The 16,317-nt window shown below is 66.3% G+C and carries 14 protein-coding genes; 6 read left to right on the forward strand and 8 right to left on the reverse strand.

Going from position 1 to position 16,317, the window contains the following annotated elements:
- Positions 1–52: 52 nt before the first annotated feature.
- The 5 genes from AKI39_RS13075 to phbB all read right to left on the reverse strand — a co-directional run bounded on the left by AKI39_RS13075 (position 53) and on the right by phbB (position 4,996).
- Positions 53–694: a response regulator gene (locus AKI39_RS13075; protein ID WP_066636558.1), complete on the reverse strand. Its 642-nt coding sequence runs from the start codon at positions 692–694 to the stop codon at positions 53–55.
- Positions 684–2,174: a hybrid sensor histidine kinase/response regulator gene (locus AKI39_RS13080; RefSeq protein WP_235610637.1), complete on the reverse strand. Its 1,491-nt coding sequence runs from the start codon at positions 2,172–2,174 to the stop codon at positions 684–686. Before AKI39_RS13080 ends, AKI39_RS13075 begins: the two co-directional genes overlap by 11 nt.
- Positions 2,161–2,574, reverse strand: coding sequence for a response regulator (locus tag AKI39_RS13085; RefSeq protein ID WP_066636559.1), 414 nt, complete (start codon positions 2,572–2,574; stop codon positions 2,161–2,163). Before AKI39_RS13085 ends, AKI39_RS13080 begins: the two co-directional genes overlap by 14 nt.
- On the reverse strand, positions 2,571–4,064 hold the full coding sequence (locus tag AKI39_RS13090) for a sensor histidine kinase (RefSeq protein WP_066636561.1): 1,494 nt from the start codon (positions 4,062–4,064) through the stop codon (positions 2,571–2,573). The genes AKI39_RS13085 and AKI39_RS13090 overlap by 4 nt, the downstream gene beginning before the upstream one ends.
- Before the next feature lie 188 nt (positions 4,065–4,252).
- Positions 4,253–4,996, reverse strand: a complete 744-nt coding sequence (gene phbB / locus AKI39_RS13095; RefSeq protein ID WP_066636565.1) for an acetoacetyl-CoA reductase — start codon at positions 4,994–4,996, stop codon at positions 4,253–4,255.
- Positions 4,997–5,165: 169 nt separating this feature from the next.
- Between phbB and AKI39_RS13100 the strand changes: the two genes are divergently transcribed.
- The 3 genes from AKI39_RS13100 to AKI39_RS13110 all read left to right on the forward strand — a co-directional run bounded on the left by AKI39_RS13100 (position 5,166) and on the right by AKI39_RS13110 (position 7,758).
- Positions 5,166–6,998, forward strand: a complete 1,833-nt coding sequence (locus AKI39_RS13100; RefSeq protein WP_235610638.1) for a PHA/PHB synthase family protein — start codon at positions 5,166–5,168, stop codon at positions 6,996–6,998.
- 128 nt (positions 6,999–7,126) lie between these two features.
- Entirely contained in the window at positions 7,127–7,315 is a 189-nt protein-coding gene (locus AKI39_RS13105; protein WP_066636569.1) for a hypothetical protein, read from the forward strand.
- A 17-nt stretch (positions 7,316–7,332) separates the two neighbouring features.
- Positions 7,333–7,758 carry a universal stress protein gene (locus tag AKI39_RS13110; protein WP_066636570.1) on the forward strand — a complete coding sequence of 142 codons (426 nt, stop codon included), beginning with the start codon at positions 7,333–7,335 and terminating at the stop codon, positions 7,756–7,758.
- 74 nt (positions 7,759–7,832) lie between these two features.
- Here the strand turns inward: AKI39_RS13110 and AKI39_RS13115 are convergent, their stop codons facing one another.
- Complete coding sequence (locus tag AKI39_RS13115; protein WP_066636577.1) at positions 7,833–10,559, reverse strand: bifunctional acetate--CoA ligase family protein/GNAT family N-acetyltransferase; 2,727 nt, start codon at positions 10,557–10,559, stop codon at positions 7,833–7,835.
- Positions 10,560–10,740: 181 nt separating this feature from the next.
- Here AKI39_RS13115 and AKI39_RS13120 point away from each other — a divergent pair, with 181 nt between their 5' ends.
- Positions 10,741–11,724: a zinc-dependent alcohol dehydrogenase family protein gene (locus AKI39_RS13120; RefSeq protein WP_066642914.1), complete on the forward strand. Its 984-nt coding sequence runs from the start codon at positions 10,741–10,743 to the stop codon at positions 11,722–11,724.
- Between the two features lie 33 nt (positions 11,725–11,757).
- On the opposite strand, the gene AKI39_RS13125 is transcribed toward AKI39_RS13120, so the two are convergent.
- Positions 11,758–12,270 (reverse strand): universal stress protein, encoded by a 513-nt coding sequence (locus tag AKI39_RS13125; RefSeq protein ID WP_066636579.1) that lies wholly within the window; start codon positions 12,268–12,270, stop codon positions 11,758–11,760.
- A gap of 183 nt (positions 12,271–12,453) precedes the next feature.
- On the opposite strand from AKI39_RS13125, the gene AKI39_RS13130 reads away from it, so the two are divergent.
- Entirely contained in the window at positions 12,454–15,210 is a 2,757-nt protein-coding gene (locus AKI39_RS13130) for a cation-translocating P-type ATPase (RefSeq protein WP_083228828.1), read from the forward strand.
- Here AKI39_RS13130 and AKI39_RS13135 read toward each other — a convergent pair.
- Entirely contained in the window at positions 15,153–15,608 is a 456-nt protein-coding gene (locus AKI39_RS13135; protein WP_066636582.1) for a universal stress protein, read from the reverse strand. The genes AKI39_RS13130 and AKI39_RS13135 overlap by 58 nt on opposite strands.
- 184 nt (positions 15,609–15,792) lie before the next feature.
- Here AKI39_RS13135 and AKI39_RS13140 point away from each other — a divergent pair, with 184 nt between their 5' ends.
- Complete coding sequence (locus AKI39_RS13140; protein WP_066636583.1) at positions 15,793–16,296, forward strand: hypothetical protein; 504 nt, start codon at positions 15,793–15,795, stop codon at positions 16,294–16,296.
- Positions 16,297–16,317 lie beyond the last annotated feature (21 nt).

The following is a 16,317-nucleotide window of genomic DNA, read 5'->3' on the forward strand; positions in this document are numbered from 1 at the left end:
TGAATGGAAAGCAGGAAAGCCTTGAAGGACAGCGGAAAACCGGTTGAAAGCCCTACATCAACAGGCCGTTTTCCGCCGCATAGCGCGCCAGTTCGGCGTTGCTGCGCAGGCCCATCTTTTCCAGGATGCGCGCACGGTAGGTGGTGACCGTCTTCGGGCTGAGATGCAGCACCTCGGCAATGCGCGCAAGGCTTTCGCCCTTGGCGATCATCTTCAGCACTTCCAGCTCGCGATTCGACAGCGCCTCGTGGCTTCCCGCGCTGCCGCCGCCCATCATGACGGCGAAGCGCTCCATCAACGAGGGGCTGACGTATTTGCCGCCCGCGGCTGCCTTGCGCACGGCCTCGATCAAGGTCGACGTCGGGCTGTCCTTGGTCAGGTAGCCCGCCGCGCCCAGTTTCAATGCCCGCACGGCGTAGATGTCCTCGGCGTAGGTGCTGAGCACCAGGACCGCCAGCCCGGGCTTTTCCGCGCGCAGCGATTGCAGCAGATCCAGGCCGTTCTTGCCCGGCATCGCGATGTCGATCAGGGCGACATCGAAATGCCGCGCCTTTACTTGTTCCAGCGCTTGCAGCGCGTTTTCCGCTTCGCCCACGACGCGGATGTCGGTGGCCGAACTAAGCATCAGGCGCACGCCATTGCGCACGACGGTATGGTCGTCCACCAGCAGGACGTCTATGAATTCACTGGCCATCGACATCTTCCAAAGGCAGTCTGAGCGCCACGCGTGTCCCCTTGCCGGCCACGCTGGATACGGTCAATTGCCCACCGAAATGGCGGGTACGTTCCTGCATGCCCTGGATGCCCCAGGAATGCCGATTCGCCGGCTGCTCGGCGGCAAAGCCCTTGCCGTCGTCGCAGATTTCCACCATGACCACGCCATCCTTCGCCGCGGCGTGCACCGACACCAGCGACGCCTCGGCGTGGCGCACGACATTGGTCAAGGACTCCTGAACGATGCGAAACAGCATGGTGCTGCGATCCGCATCGACCGGCGCGGCGGCGGCCGTGGGCGCGATGATGCAGTCACATACCAGCCCGAAACGGGCCTCCACCTGGCTGGCATACCACGCGATGGCATCCCACACGCCGAGCTGGTCCAGCACGCTGGGCCGCAGGTCGTTGATGACGCGCCGGACCGCCTGGATGGCGTCCTCGGTGAGCCGCGCGGCCTCCACCAGCAGCGGATCGGGCGTCCCGCCGGCCTTCGCGACACGTTCGGCGGACACGGACACGTACGCCTTGATGCCCGTGAGCAGGCCGCCCAATTCGTCGTGGATCTCCTGGGCGATACGCTTGCGCTCGCTTTCCTTGATGCTTTCCTGGTGCGCGGCCAGCCGGCGCAGGGCCTCGCGCGATTCGCGCAGGGTTTCCTCGGCCAGCTTGTCCTGCGTGATATCGATCAGGATGCCCTGCAGGAACAGCTTGCGGCCGGCCGGATCGCGCACCACTTCGGCCTCGTCGCGGAACCAGCGTTCCCGGCCGTCCTTGCCGACCAGCCGGTATTCCAGGCGCATGGGACCGCCGTCGACCATGCGGCGATGAATCGCCGCCTCGGCGCGACGACGGTCCGCCGGATGAATGGTGGCCAGGCGCAAGGAAGGATCGGCCAGCCATTCCTCGGCCGTGTAGCCCAGCGTGCGCACCTGCGGACTGACGTAACGGAAACCACCCGCCTCACCCAGTTCGCGGACATAGGTGATCGTTTGCGTCTGCTCGACCAGGGTGCGGAACATCGCCTCGGCCTGCCGCTTATCCTCCAGCATCCGCTGCCCTCGCAGCATGCGCTCGATGGCCGCGGGCAAGGCCTGCAGGTAATGGCGGTCCTGGTCCTTGTAGAGGTAGTCGCGCGCCCCATGGCGCATCATCTCGACGGCGACGGCGGCGCTTTCTTCGCCGGTCAGCGCCAGCACCGGGATCGGCACTTCACCGGCGTCGTCCGAGAGTTCCGCCAGGAATTCCAGGCCGGTCCTGTCGGGCAGCCGGTAATCCAGCAGCACGGCATCGAAGTCCTCCGAGCGCAAGCGAGCCAGGGCCTCCGCCGCTGTCTCGGATTCGGCCACGTCGAAACGGTGGACCGGGTCCGCCGCCAGGGCGCGGCGGCACGCCATGCGGTCCACCACATCGTCTTCGACGAGCAGGATACGGATCGGGGACCCGCTAAGGGAGTTCACTGATCGTCCAGTAAAGGTCGATGGAGCGCATGACGTCGACAAACTGGCGGTAATCCACCGGTTTGGCGATATAGCCCGCCACGCTCATGTTGAAGCTGTTTATCTTGTCCTGCTGTTCTTCCGACGTCGTCAAGACGATCACCGGCAGGCGCCGCAACTGTTCATCCTTCTTGATCACATGCAGGAACTCGATGCCGTTCATCACCGGCATATTCAGATCCAGCAGGATGATGCAAGGCACGTCGTTGGCGGGATCGCGCAGATAGGCGATGGCCTCTTCGCCGTTCTCGCAGCGGACCAGCGGATTCGCGACGCTGATTTCCTTGAGGGCGCGCTTGACCGTCATGGCATCCACGGTATCGTCCTCGACCAGCAGTATGGGCGTTGTCGAAGTTTTCATGGGCTGATACCCCGCTCAGTCCGCGCCTGTGTGTTATCCGAAGCGGGGAGCGTGAAATAGAACGTGGTTCCGGCACCCACCACCGATTGCAGGGTGACGTCGGAGCCGTACATTTCGAGGATCTTCTTGACCAAGGTCAGGCCGACGCCCGTGCTTTCGATACGGTCGCGCGGCGCCAGCGTCTGGAACAACTGGAAAATGCGTTCGTGGTGGCGCTCTTCTATGCCGGGGCCATTGTCCGCCACGGAAAAGCGCCAGCGTTCCCCTGCCGGCTCGCATCCGATGCGTACGATGCCCTGGGGCTTGTCCATGTATTTGATCGCATTGGAAATCAGGTTCTGGAAAACCTGCTGCATGCGCGTGCGTTCGGCGACCACGACAGGCAGCGGATCGTCGATGCTTACCTGGATGTGCCCGGGGGGCGCCAGCAGGTCGATGATCTCCCGCACCAGCAGATCCAGGTCCACGGGTACGCGGGCCTCCTTGATGCGTCCGATCCGCGAATACTCCAGGATGCCGTCTATCAGGCCGCTCATGCGATGTACCCGGCCGGCGAGCAGCCGCAGGTGCTCGCGCCCCTCGTCGTCCAGCTTGTCCGCGTAGTCGGCCATCAGCCAGCTCGCCAGGGAGCTGATGCCGCGCAGCGGTGCCTTCAGGTCGTGCGAAACGATATAGGCGAAATTGGTCAGCTCCTCGTTTGCGCTCGTCACCTCGCGCAGCAACTGCGCGTACTCGGCTTCGGAGCGCTTGCGTTCGGTGATGTCGCGCACCATGCCGGTGAACATGCGACGGTCGCCCACCCGCATTTCGGCGACGGCCAGGTCCATGGGAAACACCGTGCCATCCTTGCGCATGCCTACGACCTCGCGACCGATGCCGATGATCTTTTTCTCGCCAGTGCGCAGGTAGTGATCCAGGTAGCCGTCATGCATCTCCTGGTAAGGACTGGGCATCAGCATGGACACATTCCGCCCCAGCACTTCGGCTTCGGTATAGCCGAAGATGCGCACGGCCGCGGGGTTGAAGCGTTCGATGCTGCCTCGTTCGTCGATGGTCACGATGGCATCGACGGCCGTGTCGAAGACTGCCCGCAGCCGGGCCTCGTTGTCCCGCACGGCCTGCTCCGCCTGCTTGCGGGGCCGGATGTCGCGGATGCTGATCATGAACAGGGGCAGGCCCCAGTGCGTGGTCAGGGGGGAAACACAGACCTCCACGGGGAACGCCGTGCCGTCCGCCCGCCGCCCGGAGACTTCAAGGAATTCGGCGTCGGTGGCGTGGGCACGGCCCTCGCCCTGCCCGTCCACGCGCAAGTCTGGCAACAGGTCCGACAGGTGCAGGCCTGCCAGGCCGTCGGCCTCGTGGCCAAACAGGCGGGCGGTGGCGTCGTTGCCCATCGCGAGGCGACCCTGGGCGTCCGAGATAACGATCGCTTCCTTCGCGGATCGAATCAGCCAATCCAGCGTCTGGCTTTCCAGTATGTGGTCTTTCATGCGATGGCGCGCGGCGGCCGGAATGAATGGATGGCGGAGGCGGCATCCGCATCGCGGCGCCGTTCGGACTTGCGTTCGATCCCGCGATTTTAAGCGAGCGCACACATTTCCGTGGCCCTTTTTGGGTTTCCATGAGCGGCCCGGGCACTCGGGCCCGGGCACGCATGGATACGCATCTTGCCCGTCACTCAATGCATATGCAGGCCGCCGTTGATGGCCAAATTGGCGCCGGTGATATAGGCCGCGTCGTCGGACGCGATAAACACCGCCAGGGCCGCGACTTCCTCCGGCCGGCCCAGGCGCCTCAGGGGAATCAAAGGCAGCACCTTGGTCTCCAGGACGTTGGGCGGCATGCTGGTCACCATCCTGGTCGCCAGGTAGCCCGGGGAAATCGTATTGACGGTGACCCCGTGGGTGGCCATCTCCAGGGCCAGGGACATGGTGAAACCATGGATGCCCGCCTTGGCGGCGGCATAATTCGCTTGCCCGAACTGCCCACGCTGCCCATTGACGGACGAGATGTTGATGATCCGCCCCCAGCGCTTGGCCAGCATGCCTTCCAGGACGGGCTTGGTCATGTTGAATACCGAGTCCAGGTCGGTACGCAGGACACGGTCCCAATCGGCGTGCGTCATCTTCCGCACGCTCGCGTCTTTCGTGATGCCAGCGTTATTGACGAGGATGTCCACGGTCCCGACTTCCGCCTGGATGCGCTGCACACAGGCCAGGCAGTTGTCGTAATCGGAGACGTCGGCGGGGTAGGCGGCGATGTCCATGCCCATGCGCCGGTGCTTGTCCAGCCAGTCCGATATATCGCGATTCGCGGGCGAGGCCGTGACGACGATGCGGTGGTTTGCCTGATGGAACCGGGCCACCATGGCCTCGCCCAGCCCACCCATTCCACCTGTAATCAAAACGATTCTTTGCGGCATCCCGGCGCCCTCCCTGGTTCGCCGGGCCCGAACGGGGCGCACCCGGCCGATGATGAATGCAGTCTTCCCAGACTAGGCGTTTGCGCGGTTCCGGTATTGACGCGCGTCAAGGTCGCATCGGCTTGCGTTACATCAATACATCCTTTCGCCACTGTCCTAGCATCCCTGCATGATCCCAGTCTCACAAGGTGGCGCGATGTCCAGGCACTTCGACGCGATGAAGGAACCGGCGATGAGCAGCGCCGCGGCGGGAAAAAATGCGCAGCCCGTGGCGTCCGGTCCGCCGCCGCAATGCGCCCCGCTGCCACCCGAGCCACCCTGGCATGGCCTGGACCGTCTCAGCCTGGCCGCGATCGCCCGCAATGCGGGTGGGGTCTCTCCGATCGGCATTTATCTCGACTGGCTCGATTGGGCCATGCACTTGGCCGTTTCCCCGGGCAAGCAGCTCTCCCTCCTGCAGAGCGCGCAGCTTTCCCCGGAACAAGCCGCCGCGCGATACCAGGCCCGCCACCACAAACCCGATCCGCGTTTCCGCCACCCGGATTGGACGAACTGGCCGTACAGCGTATGGCGCACGGCGTTCCAACGCATGGAGGGCGGCTGGGACGCGGCGACCCATGATGTCCGCGGCGTGTCGACACAGCACGCGAAAGTAATGAATTTCATCGGCCGGCAAGTGCTGGACATACTGTCGCCCAGCAACTTCTGGTTCACCAACCCCGAGGTGATGGAAACGGTCGTGCAGACCCATGGGTTGAATCTGCTGCAAGGCGCCCGACGCCTGCACGCGGATGCCTGGGACCTGTTGTCGAATTGCGCCCCCGGCACATCGGCGGAAAACCGCCAGGTTTTCCGGGTCGGCAAGGACGTCGCCGCCACGCCCGGTGTCGTGGTTTACCGCAATGCGCTTTTCGAGCTCATCCGGTATGCGCCGCGCACGCGTCAAGCCTGGCGCGAACCCGTCGTGATCGTGCCGTCGTGGCTGCTGAAGTACTACATCCTGGACCTGTCCCCGCACAATTCTCTGGTGCGATATCTGGTGGATCAGGGCCATACCGTCTTCGCGGTGTCCTGGAAGAATCCGCGCGACGAAGCGCGCGATTGGGGGCTGCCCGAGTATCTGCACGACGGCTTGTTCACCGCGCTTCGGCATGCGTCGCAGGAATGCGGCGGCTGCGCGGTCCATGGGGTGGGCTACTGCCTGGGCGGCACGCTGCTGTCCATCGGCGCCGCGGCGCTGGCGCGCCGCCACGAACGCCGTCCGCTGCTGCGCAGCGTCACCTTGCTGGCCGCGCAGACGGACTTCGAAGAGCCGGGAGAACTCGGCCTGTTCCTGAGTCCCAGCGGGGTCGCCTGCCTGGATGCCCTGATGTGGCAGCAAGGCTACCTGGACGGCAAGCAGCTCGCCGGCGTGTTCCAGATATTGAACTCGCGCGACCTGATCTGGTCGCGCCTGGTCAGGGATTACCTGCTGGGACGACAACTGCAGATCAACGATCTGATGACGTGGAATGCCGACACCACGCGCCTTCCCTACAAGATGCACAGCCAGACCCTGCACGAGCTGTATCTGGACAATGATCTGGCGGCCGGCCGCCTGTGCGTGGACGGAGAACCGGTCGCCTTGGCCGATATCCGGTCGCCGATGTATGTCGTCGCCACGGAGCGCGACCATATCTCGCCCTGGGAATCGGTCTACAAGCTTCACCTTCTGAACCACCGGGACCTGACGTTCGTACTGTGCTCCGGGGGACACAACGTCGGAATCGTCAGCGAACCGGGCCGGCCGCACCATTATTTCCGGTGGCGGCTGCGGCATCGCGGGGAACGCTACCGGCCCCCGGGCGAATGGCAGGCACACGCCGACAAGGTCGACGGATCCTGGTGGCCGCACTGGCAGGCATGGCTGGCCAGGCATTCCAGCGCCAAGGGCGCGCCGCCGGCCTTTCCGCCGGATACCGCCTTGTGCGATGCGCCCGGAACCTATGTGTACGAGCACTGAGCCTGTGACATCGGCCCTCCAGGACGAGGGCGCGTAACAGCCGTTACGGGACGGGATGCCATTTGACGCAGATCAAGAACGCATGGCGACGCACATCACACACTGCTTTCTGCACTTGGGAGAACATCATGAAAGCAGAACCGTATGACGTCACGCGGATGGCCGCGCAACTCATCCAATTCGTCCTGGCCGCCGGGCTCGATATCGAAGATTCGATACGGACGCTGGAAACCGCGGAGCGGCTGCTGCGCGAGACCAGCGACCGGGCACGCCGGCAAGATCCGGAAGCGGGCCGCGACCAGCCGTCGCTACATTGACCATAAAGAGAAAACCCATGACCAGCATACTCGTCCCGATGGACGGATCCGACAACGCGATCCGCGCCCTGAACTACGTGATCGACCACGCCAAAGCCTATGCGCCCCTGACGGTACAGCTGCTCAACGTCCAGATCCCTATCCTGTCGGGCAACGTACGCTTGTTCATCGACGCCGCGACCGTCCGGCGCTACCACGACGAAGAAGGCGAAGCCGCGCTGGCGAAGGCCAGGCCGTTTCTGGAGCGAGCGGGCATACCCTATAACTCCCATATCAAGGTGGGGCATGTGGCGGAGACGATCGCATCGATGGCCGACGAGCACAAATGCGACCAGATCGTGATGGGTACGCGCGGGCTCGGTGCCGCATCGGGAATGTGGCTGGGCTCCGTCACCAGGAAAACGCTGAGCCTGGCGCATGTTCCGGTGACCGTGGTGAAGTAGAAGACGGCACCTCGAACAGCGCGGGCCGTGCGCGGCGTGACGCAGCATCGCGCCGCCGCGTGCTTGCCGCAGGCTCAGCGCACGTACACCGGATCTACCGCCAGCGGCTGCACGGGCCCGATGTCGGCACTGTTCAGCGCCAGGCGGATCAGGACTTCCGATCCCATGCCCTGCGATTGCGCGCCAAAGCCGCAGCGCCGCGCCAGTTCCAGCATGGCGACGTTGTCGCCCATGACCGTTCCCCACAGCGATCCCATCCCGCGCCCGGCGCAATAGCGGATCAGGCGCGTCAGCAAAAGCGTACCGAGACCGCGGTTCTTCAGGTCGGATCGCACCATCAGGGCAAACTCGGCGGACTCCAGGTCGGGATCCGCGATCGCCCGGGCCTCGCCCAACACGCAGGCCGCCCCGTCGGCGTCCTTGCGGATCGCCAGGAAAGCCATCTCGCGGTCGTAATCCAGTTGCACCATGCGGGCCAGCTCACGGTGCTGCAGCTGGCCGATCATGCCAAAAAAACGGCGCCTCACGTCGTCCGGCGTCAACGCGGTGAAAAAGCGGGCGTACCGTGCCTCGTCGTCCGGACGGGCCGGCCTGATCAGGATGGTGGAATCGCCCCAGGGCATGCGCTCTTCCAGTGCCGCCGGATACGGCAGGATGGACAGGCGGTCGGTGGCCAGGCCGGCATGCCGGGCGACGCCGACGCGCGCGTCGACGGCGACCACGCCGCCGGCGTCGGCCAATAGCGGATTGATGTCCAGGCTGACGATCTCCGGGATATCGCACATCAGCCGCGACACCTGCATCAGCACCCGGTAGAGGGCCACGTGGTCGATGGCGGGCTGGTCCCGATACCCGGCCAGCAGCGCCGCCACGCGCGTACGCGCCACCATGTCGCGGGCCAGCGGCTCGTTCAGCGGGACCAGTCCCACCGCGCGGTCCGCCACGACCTCCACCGCCGTGCCGCCGTGGCCAAACAGGACGATGGGGCCGAATACCGCGTCCACCGAGGCGCCGACGATCAGCTCGTGCGCATGCGGCCGGCGCAGCATCTTCTGGACGATGAAGCCTTCGATCGACGCGTCGGGCCGCAACTGGCCGGTCCGCCGCACGATGGCCCGGACAGCGCCCCGGACCTGGTCCGCGGTTTCGAGGTCCAGCGCCACGCCGCCGGCGTCGGATTTGTGCGATATCGCCGAAGACAGGATCTTCACCGCCACGGGATAGCCCAGCGCCGCCGCGCAGGCAACCGCCTGTTCGGCGTCGGCCGCGATGCGGGTCTCCAGCACGGGTATCCCGTAGGCGGCCAGGACCGCCTTGGCCTCGCTGTCCGCCAGCATGGTCCGGCCGGCAGCGAGCACGCCCGCGACGATGGCGCGGACCTGCTCGGGATTGCCTGTCGTTTCACCGCCGTCCGACGAGGGCGTCTCCAGCAGCAGCGCCTGGTTGCGCTGGTACTCCACGACGTACAGGAACGCGTCCACGGCTTGTTCGGGCGTGTCGTAGGTGGGAATGCCGGCCCGGCGGAAGCGTTTGCGCGCATGGGATACGGCGTCGCCGCCCAGCCAGGACGCGAACACATTGCGTGGCGCGGCCACGATAGCGGACTGCAGGGCCGCCGCGATGTCCTCGCTGGGCACGATGGCGGTGGGCGCATGCAGGAACAGCACGGCATCGCTGCCGCGATCGCGCAGCAGGATATCCATCGCCTCCACGTAACGGCTTACCGGTGCGTCGCCCACGATATCCACGGGATTGGCGTGCGACCAGGTCGCGGGGAGCACGGCATTCAACGCGTCCAGGGTGGCGGGGTCCAGCGGCGCCAGCGTACCGCCGCCGCGCACCAGCGCATCGGTCGCCATGACGCCGGCGCCTCCACCGTTGGTCATGATGGCCAGGCGGTCGCCGCGCAAGGGGCGCGCGCGCGCCAGCGTTTCGACGGCACCGAACAGCTCGTCCGTGGTGTCCACGCGCAGCATGCCGGCGCGGCGTATCGCGGCGTCGTAGACAATGTCCGAACCGGCCAGCGCGCCGGTATGCGTGGCCGCGGCGCGCGCGCCTTCGGCCGCCCGGCCCGCCTTGACCACGACGACGGGCTTGTTGCGCGCCGCGCGCCGCGCCGCCGACATGAATTTGCGGGCCGCGGTCACCGACTCGACATACAGCAGGATGGCACGGGCGTCCCCGCAATCGGACAGGTAGTCCAGCACATCGCCAAGATCGACGTCCGCGCTATCGCCCAGCGTGATGAAATGCGAAAAACCGATATTGCGGCTGTTCGACCAGTCCAGCACCGCGGTGGCCAACGCACCGGACTGCGAGACGAAGGCCAGCCGCCCGCGCAACGCCATGGCGGGCGCGAAACTGGCGTTCAGGCCCAGCCCCGGGATCAGGACTCCCAGGCAATTGGGACCGAGTATGCGCAGCAAGTGCGGCCGCGCCGCGGCCAGCATCGCCGCCCGCAAGGCGCCTCCCGCGACCGTTGCCGCGGACAGGCCGGCGCTCAAGACCACCGCGGCCTTCGTGCCCTTGGCTCCCAGCTCGGCGATCAGTCCGGGGACTGTCGCGGCCGGCGTGCAGATGACCGCGAGATCAGGAGCGGCCGGGAGGCTCGCGATATCGGGATAACACGGGATGCCGCGCACGACGCAGTGCTTGGGATTGACGGCATAGATCTTGCCCGCGTAGCCCGCCGCCCGGACATTGGACAGCACGTGGGCGCCGACGGCACAGGGCCGCTCCGAGGCGCCGACGATCGCCACCGACGCGGGCTGGAACAAGGCCCTTAGATTCCTGATGCTCATCTTCGTCTTCCCGCAAACAGTCCATGCCGGCGCGCGGCGACATCGCCGATGCCATCCGCGCGGATCGACCCACGCAGGTAGACCTTCCTCCATCCGGCGACATGGCGTGTTGATCCACGTCAACGCGGCCGCTGCCACGGCCGCTACATTTGGATCCAATGGCCACATCGAAGGAGGCGCCATGGATGCGATGGTCTTGCACAAGCCAGGCCAGGCTCTCACGCTCGAAACGCGGGCGCTGCCCCACCCGGCCCCAGGCCAGGTCCGTATCCGCGTCGAGGCCTGCGGCATCTGCCGCACCGACCTGCACGTCGTGGACGGCGAGCTGCCCGACCCTGCCTTGCCCATCGTTCCCGGACACGAGATCGTGGGTATCGTCGAAGCGCTCGGCACGGAGCGGCCGGGCCTGGTTCCCGGCATGCGCGTGGGGGTGTCCTGGCTGGCGCATACCTGCGGCCATTGCCCATACTGCGGCAGCGGCCGCGAGAACCTGTGCGATACGCCGCTGTTCACGGGCTATACGCGCGACGGCGGATTCGCCACGCACGTCCTGGCCGATGCCGGCTTCGTGTTTCCACTGGCGGGCTTCAGCGATCCGGTCGCGGCGGCACCCTTGATGTGCGCCGGCCTGATCGGATGGCGATCGCTGCGCGCTGCCGGCGATGCCCGGCGCATCGGCCTGTACGGATTTGGCGCCGCCGCGCATATCCTGGCCCAGGTCTGCCGCTGGCAGGGACGATCGGTGTATGCCTTCACCCGACCCGGCGATGAGGCGGCGCAGGCCCTTGCGCATACGCTGGGGGCGGTCTGGACGGGCGGAGCCGACCAGCGGCCGCCCGTCGCCTTGGATGCGGCGATCATCTTCGCGCCCGTGGGCGCGCTGGTGCCGGCCGCACTGGCGGCCGTGCACAAGGGCGGACGGGTGGTTTGCGGTGGCATACACATGAGCGACATCCCGGGCTTTCCTTACCGGCTGCTGTGGGAAGAGCGGCAAATCGTGTCCGTGGCCAACCTGACGCGTCGCGATGGCGAGGAGTTCCTGGGCGTCGCCGCCGCCGCCCAGGTCCAGACGCATACCAAGGCCTATCCGCTTTCGCACGCCAACGAGGCACTTGCGGACCTGCGCGAAGGCAGGCTGGCGGGCGCGGCCGTGCTGGTGCCTTGACGTCCGCCCGGCAGCGCGCGGGCCTCAGGGCGCTTACAACGCATCGTCTCCGCGCGCGGTGACCCCGGTACCGGACTGCCCGACGCGGCCAGGACCGGCATCGTTAGGCCGGACCAGCAGCACGGGAGCGGGCGAGGTCCGCGCCACGGATTCGGCATCGCTCCCCATCAGCACGCGATTGACGCCGCGCCGGCCATGGGTGCCCATGACGATCAGATCGGCTTTCCAGCTGCGGGCATGGGCGACGATGAGCTCGGATACCCGGTGACCATCGCATTCCACCAGGTGGCAATCGCACGGCACGCCCTGGTGTTCAAGACGCTTGCGCGCGGCCGCCAGGATGCGATGGCCGGCACGCACCATGGCCGGCAGTACCTGTTCCAGATACACCCGCGGACGCTCGAAGCCGTTGGCATACACGAGCGGATCGACGATATGCAGCAAACGGATCTCGGCGCGGCAAAGGGACGCCAGCCGCGCGGCGTGCTCCAGCGCCTTGTCGCTCGTCTCGCTGCCGTCCACCGGAACCAATATTTTCGTGTACATGAGATTCCCCCGTGCGCCGGCGCGGCCCCGCCTTCGCACGGCGGGACGCCAAGGTTTGTGTCCACTCTACCGCTAGCGGCGAAGGTGTCCTTGACGTGCGTCAAGAGTCGCCTCACCATCGCGCTGGCCAGCATGAACGCCGCACCATCGCCTCGGCCCGATATACGCGACACAAGGACAACCATGCGCGACGTCGTTTCCCCACAAGCGGTCGCCGTACCGGCGGCACCCTGGCATGCCTTGCCGCGCCGCAACGTGGCGGACCGGATCGGCGCAACCCGGGAAGGACTGACCAGCACCCAGGCCGCGGAACGCCTTCGCCTGCATGGCGCCAATCGCCTCGGCGCGCCGCCGCGGCCCGGCGTGGTCCGGCGCTTCCTGGCCCAGATCAACAGCTTCTTCATCTACGTGCTGCTGGCCTGTGCGGGCGGCACGCTGGCACTGGGCGATTATGTCGATACATCTGTCATCCTGGCCGTTGTATTGGTGAACGCCGTCGCCGGCCTCTTGCAGGAACAGCGGGCGGAGACTGCCTTGGCCGCCATACGCAACATGCTGGCGCCCACTGCATCGGTACAACGGGACGGCCAACGCCTTACCGTGCCCGCGGTGGACCTGGTGCAAGGAGACATCATCCATCTTGAGGGCGGCGACAAGGTCCCGGCGGATGCCCGCCTGTTGCGCGCACATGGGCTGTTGATCCAGGAAGCACCCCTGACGGGAGAATCCGCGCCCGTGGAAAAAAGCGTCGGGCGGGTACCGGAGACCGCGCCGCTGGCCGAGCGCACCTGCATGGCGTATGCGGGCACGCTGATCGTGGGCGGATCGGCGACCGCCATGGTCGTCGCCTGCGGCGTGCGCACCGAGCTCGGCCGCATCAGCGATATGGTGGCGGGCACGGAGCCCACCCGTACGCCCTTGCTGCGCAAGATGGACCGCTTCACCCGGACGGTCACCGCCGCGGTGCTGGCGGTGGACGGGGCGATCATCGCAATCGACGTCATGCTGCGTGGAAGAACGGCGGACGAGGCACTGCTGCGCGGCATCGGCATCGCGGTGGCGGCCATTCCCGAAGGACTTCCCGCCGTCCTTGCCGTGACCCTGGCCATCGGCGTGCGGCATATGGCTGTCCACCAGGCCATCATCCGCCATCTGCCCGCGGTCGAGGCGCTGGGGGCAGTCACCACCATCTGTTCCGACAAGACGGGAACGATGACGAGAAACGAGATGACGGTGCAAGCCGTCGGGACAGCGGACGCGACCTACGAGGTTACCGGCAGCGGGTACGCGCCGGCGGGACAGGTTCTTTTCGCGGGAGAACCCATGGACTCGGGATCCAGTGCGGTACTGTCCGCGCTCGCGCAGGCCTGCGCCCTGTGCGTGGACGCGTCGACGCAGGAACGGGACGGCCAGTGGACGGTGTCGGGAGACCCCATGGAGGGGGCACTGATCGTCCTGGCCGGCAAGATCCACCGCGACGCCGGCGCCCTGGCGGGCCGCATGCCGCGTATCGACGAAGTTCCTTTCGACTCGCGCAGCCGCTACATGGCCACGTTGCATCGAAGCGGCGCCGGGACGGCGGCGCTCTATGTCAAGGGTGCACCGGAGCGCATCGTCGCGATGTGCTCGACGCAGCGCACCGAGGCAGGCGATGCACCGCTGGATCCGGCGCACTGGCACACCCTCACGCAGGCCATGGCGTCCCAGGGCCACCGGGTCATCGCGGTGGCGACGCGCGACATGGGCATGGCCACCAGGCTGTCCGTGGGCGGCGCGGAAAGCGGCCTGACCCTCCTGGGCTTGCTCGGCCTGGTGGACCCACCGCGGCCGGACGCCATCACCGCCGTGCAGGAATGCCGCCATGCGGGCATCGCGGTAAAGATGATTACCGGCGACCATCCTGAAACCGCCCGTTGGGTGGCACGGCGGCTGCATCTGGCCTGGCACGAGAACGTCATCACGGGCGCCCGCCTGGACCGCCTTTCGGACGAGGCGCTGCGCGAGCTCATATCGGTAACGGATGTATTCGCGCGCACCACGCCAGAACACAAGCTGCGGCTGGTGACCGCGCTGCAGGCGCATGGGGAAATCGTGGCGATGACAGGCGATGGCGTGAACGACGCGCCCGCGCTCAAGCGTGCCGACGTAGGCGTCGCCATGGGTCGCAAGGGAACGGAAGCTGCCAAGGAGTCGGCCTCCATCGTCCTGCTGAATGACGACTTCGCCTCCATTGTCGCCGCGGTGCGCGAAGGGCGTACCGTCTACGACAACGTCGCGAAGGCAATCGCCTGGACCTTGCCTACCCATGGCGGCCAGGCGCTCTTCGTCGCCGCGGCCATCCTGCTGGGCATCACGCTGCCCATCACGCCGACGCAGATCCTCTGGGTGAACACGGCGACCTCCGCCACCCTGGCGCTGACGCTGGCATTCGAACCGGCCGAAGCTGGCATCATGCGCCGCCCCCCACGCCCGCCGCACGCGCCCTTGCTTACCGGGCGCGTGGCGTGGCGGGTCGCGATCGTCTCGCTGCTCTTCATGGCGGCAGCGTTCTCCATGTACGAATGGGCGTTATGGCGAGGCCTGGAAACCGAGCGGGCTCAAACCATCGTCGTCAATACGATCGTCGCCATGGACGTCTTTTACCTGTTCAGCGTTCGTTTCCTGGAGACCGCCTCGTTGACATGGATCGGTGTGCGGGGCACGCCGGCGGTGCTATGGGGCGTAGGCACCACCCTCCTGCTGCAATTGGCCATGACTTACCTGCCCGCCATGCAGTCTCTTTTTCATACGCGTGCCCTGTCATTCATCGACAACGCGGCCGTGCTTGGGATCGGCGTGCTGTTCTTCCTGGTACTGGAAGCGGAAAAACGGCTGCACGCGTTTTATTCCTCTTCCCTGTGCGGCACCAGTATCACCGGGCATTCTGACAGCCGTACGTAGCTTTCGGCGACGCTTCCGATCATCAAGCGCTGGAAGCCGCGGCGTCCATGGGTGCCCATGACAACCAGGTCAACGTGGGTCTCGCGGGCCGTGGCATCGATCTGTTCCGCGATCGTGCCGCTCAGCGCGCCTGCGTCCACCAGCTTGACATCGCCTGCGACCCCGGCGTCGCGCAGCTTCGTGCGCACCTTGTCCAATACGGACTGCCCTTCTTCCACCATGGCGGCATGGAAAGGCGCCACGTCGATGAAGGCAGACGTATAGACGGAGCTGGGGTATTCGATGATATAGACCCCCAGCAGCCGCGCATGCAGGGATTTCGCCAGCGAGACCGCGTGGTCGAGTGCGCGTTCGGATGTCAGGCTGCCGTCGACGGCGACCAGGATGTGTCGATACATGGTGTTCTCCAGAAGTCAGCCCACTCTACCGGCGCCCCGTGGTTCGCGTCTTGATATGGGTCAATGGCGTCCCTCGGGACGAGCAGCGGCCTTCTTCCGGACACGGGCCCGCTGTATCGCCGGCGGACCCTTGCCCATGGCATGCGGCTTGCTCGACCGGCGAGCCGCTGACACCGAGGACACCATGCACGCCACCAACCCACCCCAGCACGCCCCCTTCTTCCTTGCTCCCGCCGACGCCGAACAAGCTCTTGCGCTGGTGATGCCCTCCATCGAGGCCGCGTTGCGCAATCCCACCGTCGGAGAAAGCGGCATCCTGTACATCGTCATCATGAATCCCGCCCTGCGGCCGTGGGAGGCGACGTTCGAGGACGCCATCCTGCTTGAGCATGCCGTGGGCGACCGGGATAGCTGGGATGCCGACTATGCCGCCTACGCGCGCGCCAAGGCCCGTACCACCTGGCGCCTGGGGCGCGACACGCACGGGCTGGAGACGGTATCGCCGCATCTCTTGCGCGCCGGCGACGCCGGTGTATGGGGCAGCGCGATCGTGGACGGCATCGTCGTCGCCACCAGCGGCGCGAACCCCTGGTATGACGAGGCGTTTTCCGGCGCGATCGCCTATGCGTTGCGGGCGGTCGCCAAGGCCCGAGCCCTGAAGCAGGCACCTTCGCTGCGGCTGGGCTGAACGCCAGGCATGGGGCTTGCT

Origin of the sequence: Bordetella sp. H567, from assembly GCF_001704295.1 — a bacterium.
Classification (GTDB): domain Bacteria; phylum Pseudomonadota; class Gammaproteobacteria; order Burkholderiales; family Burkholderiaceae_B; genus Bordetella_C.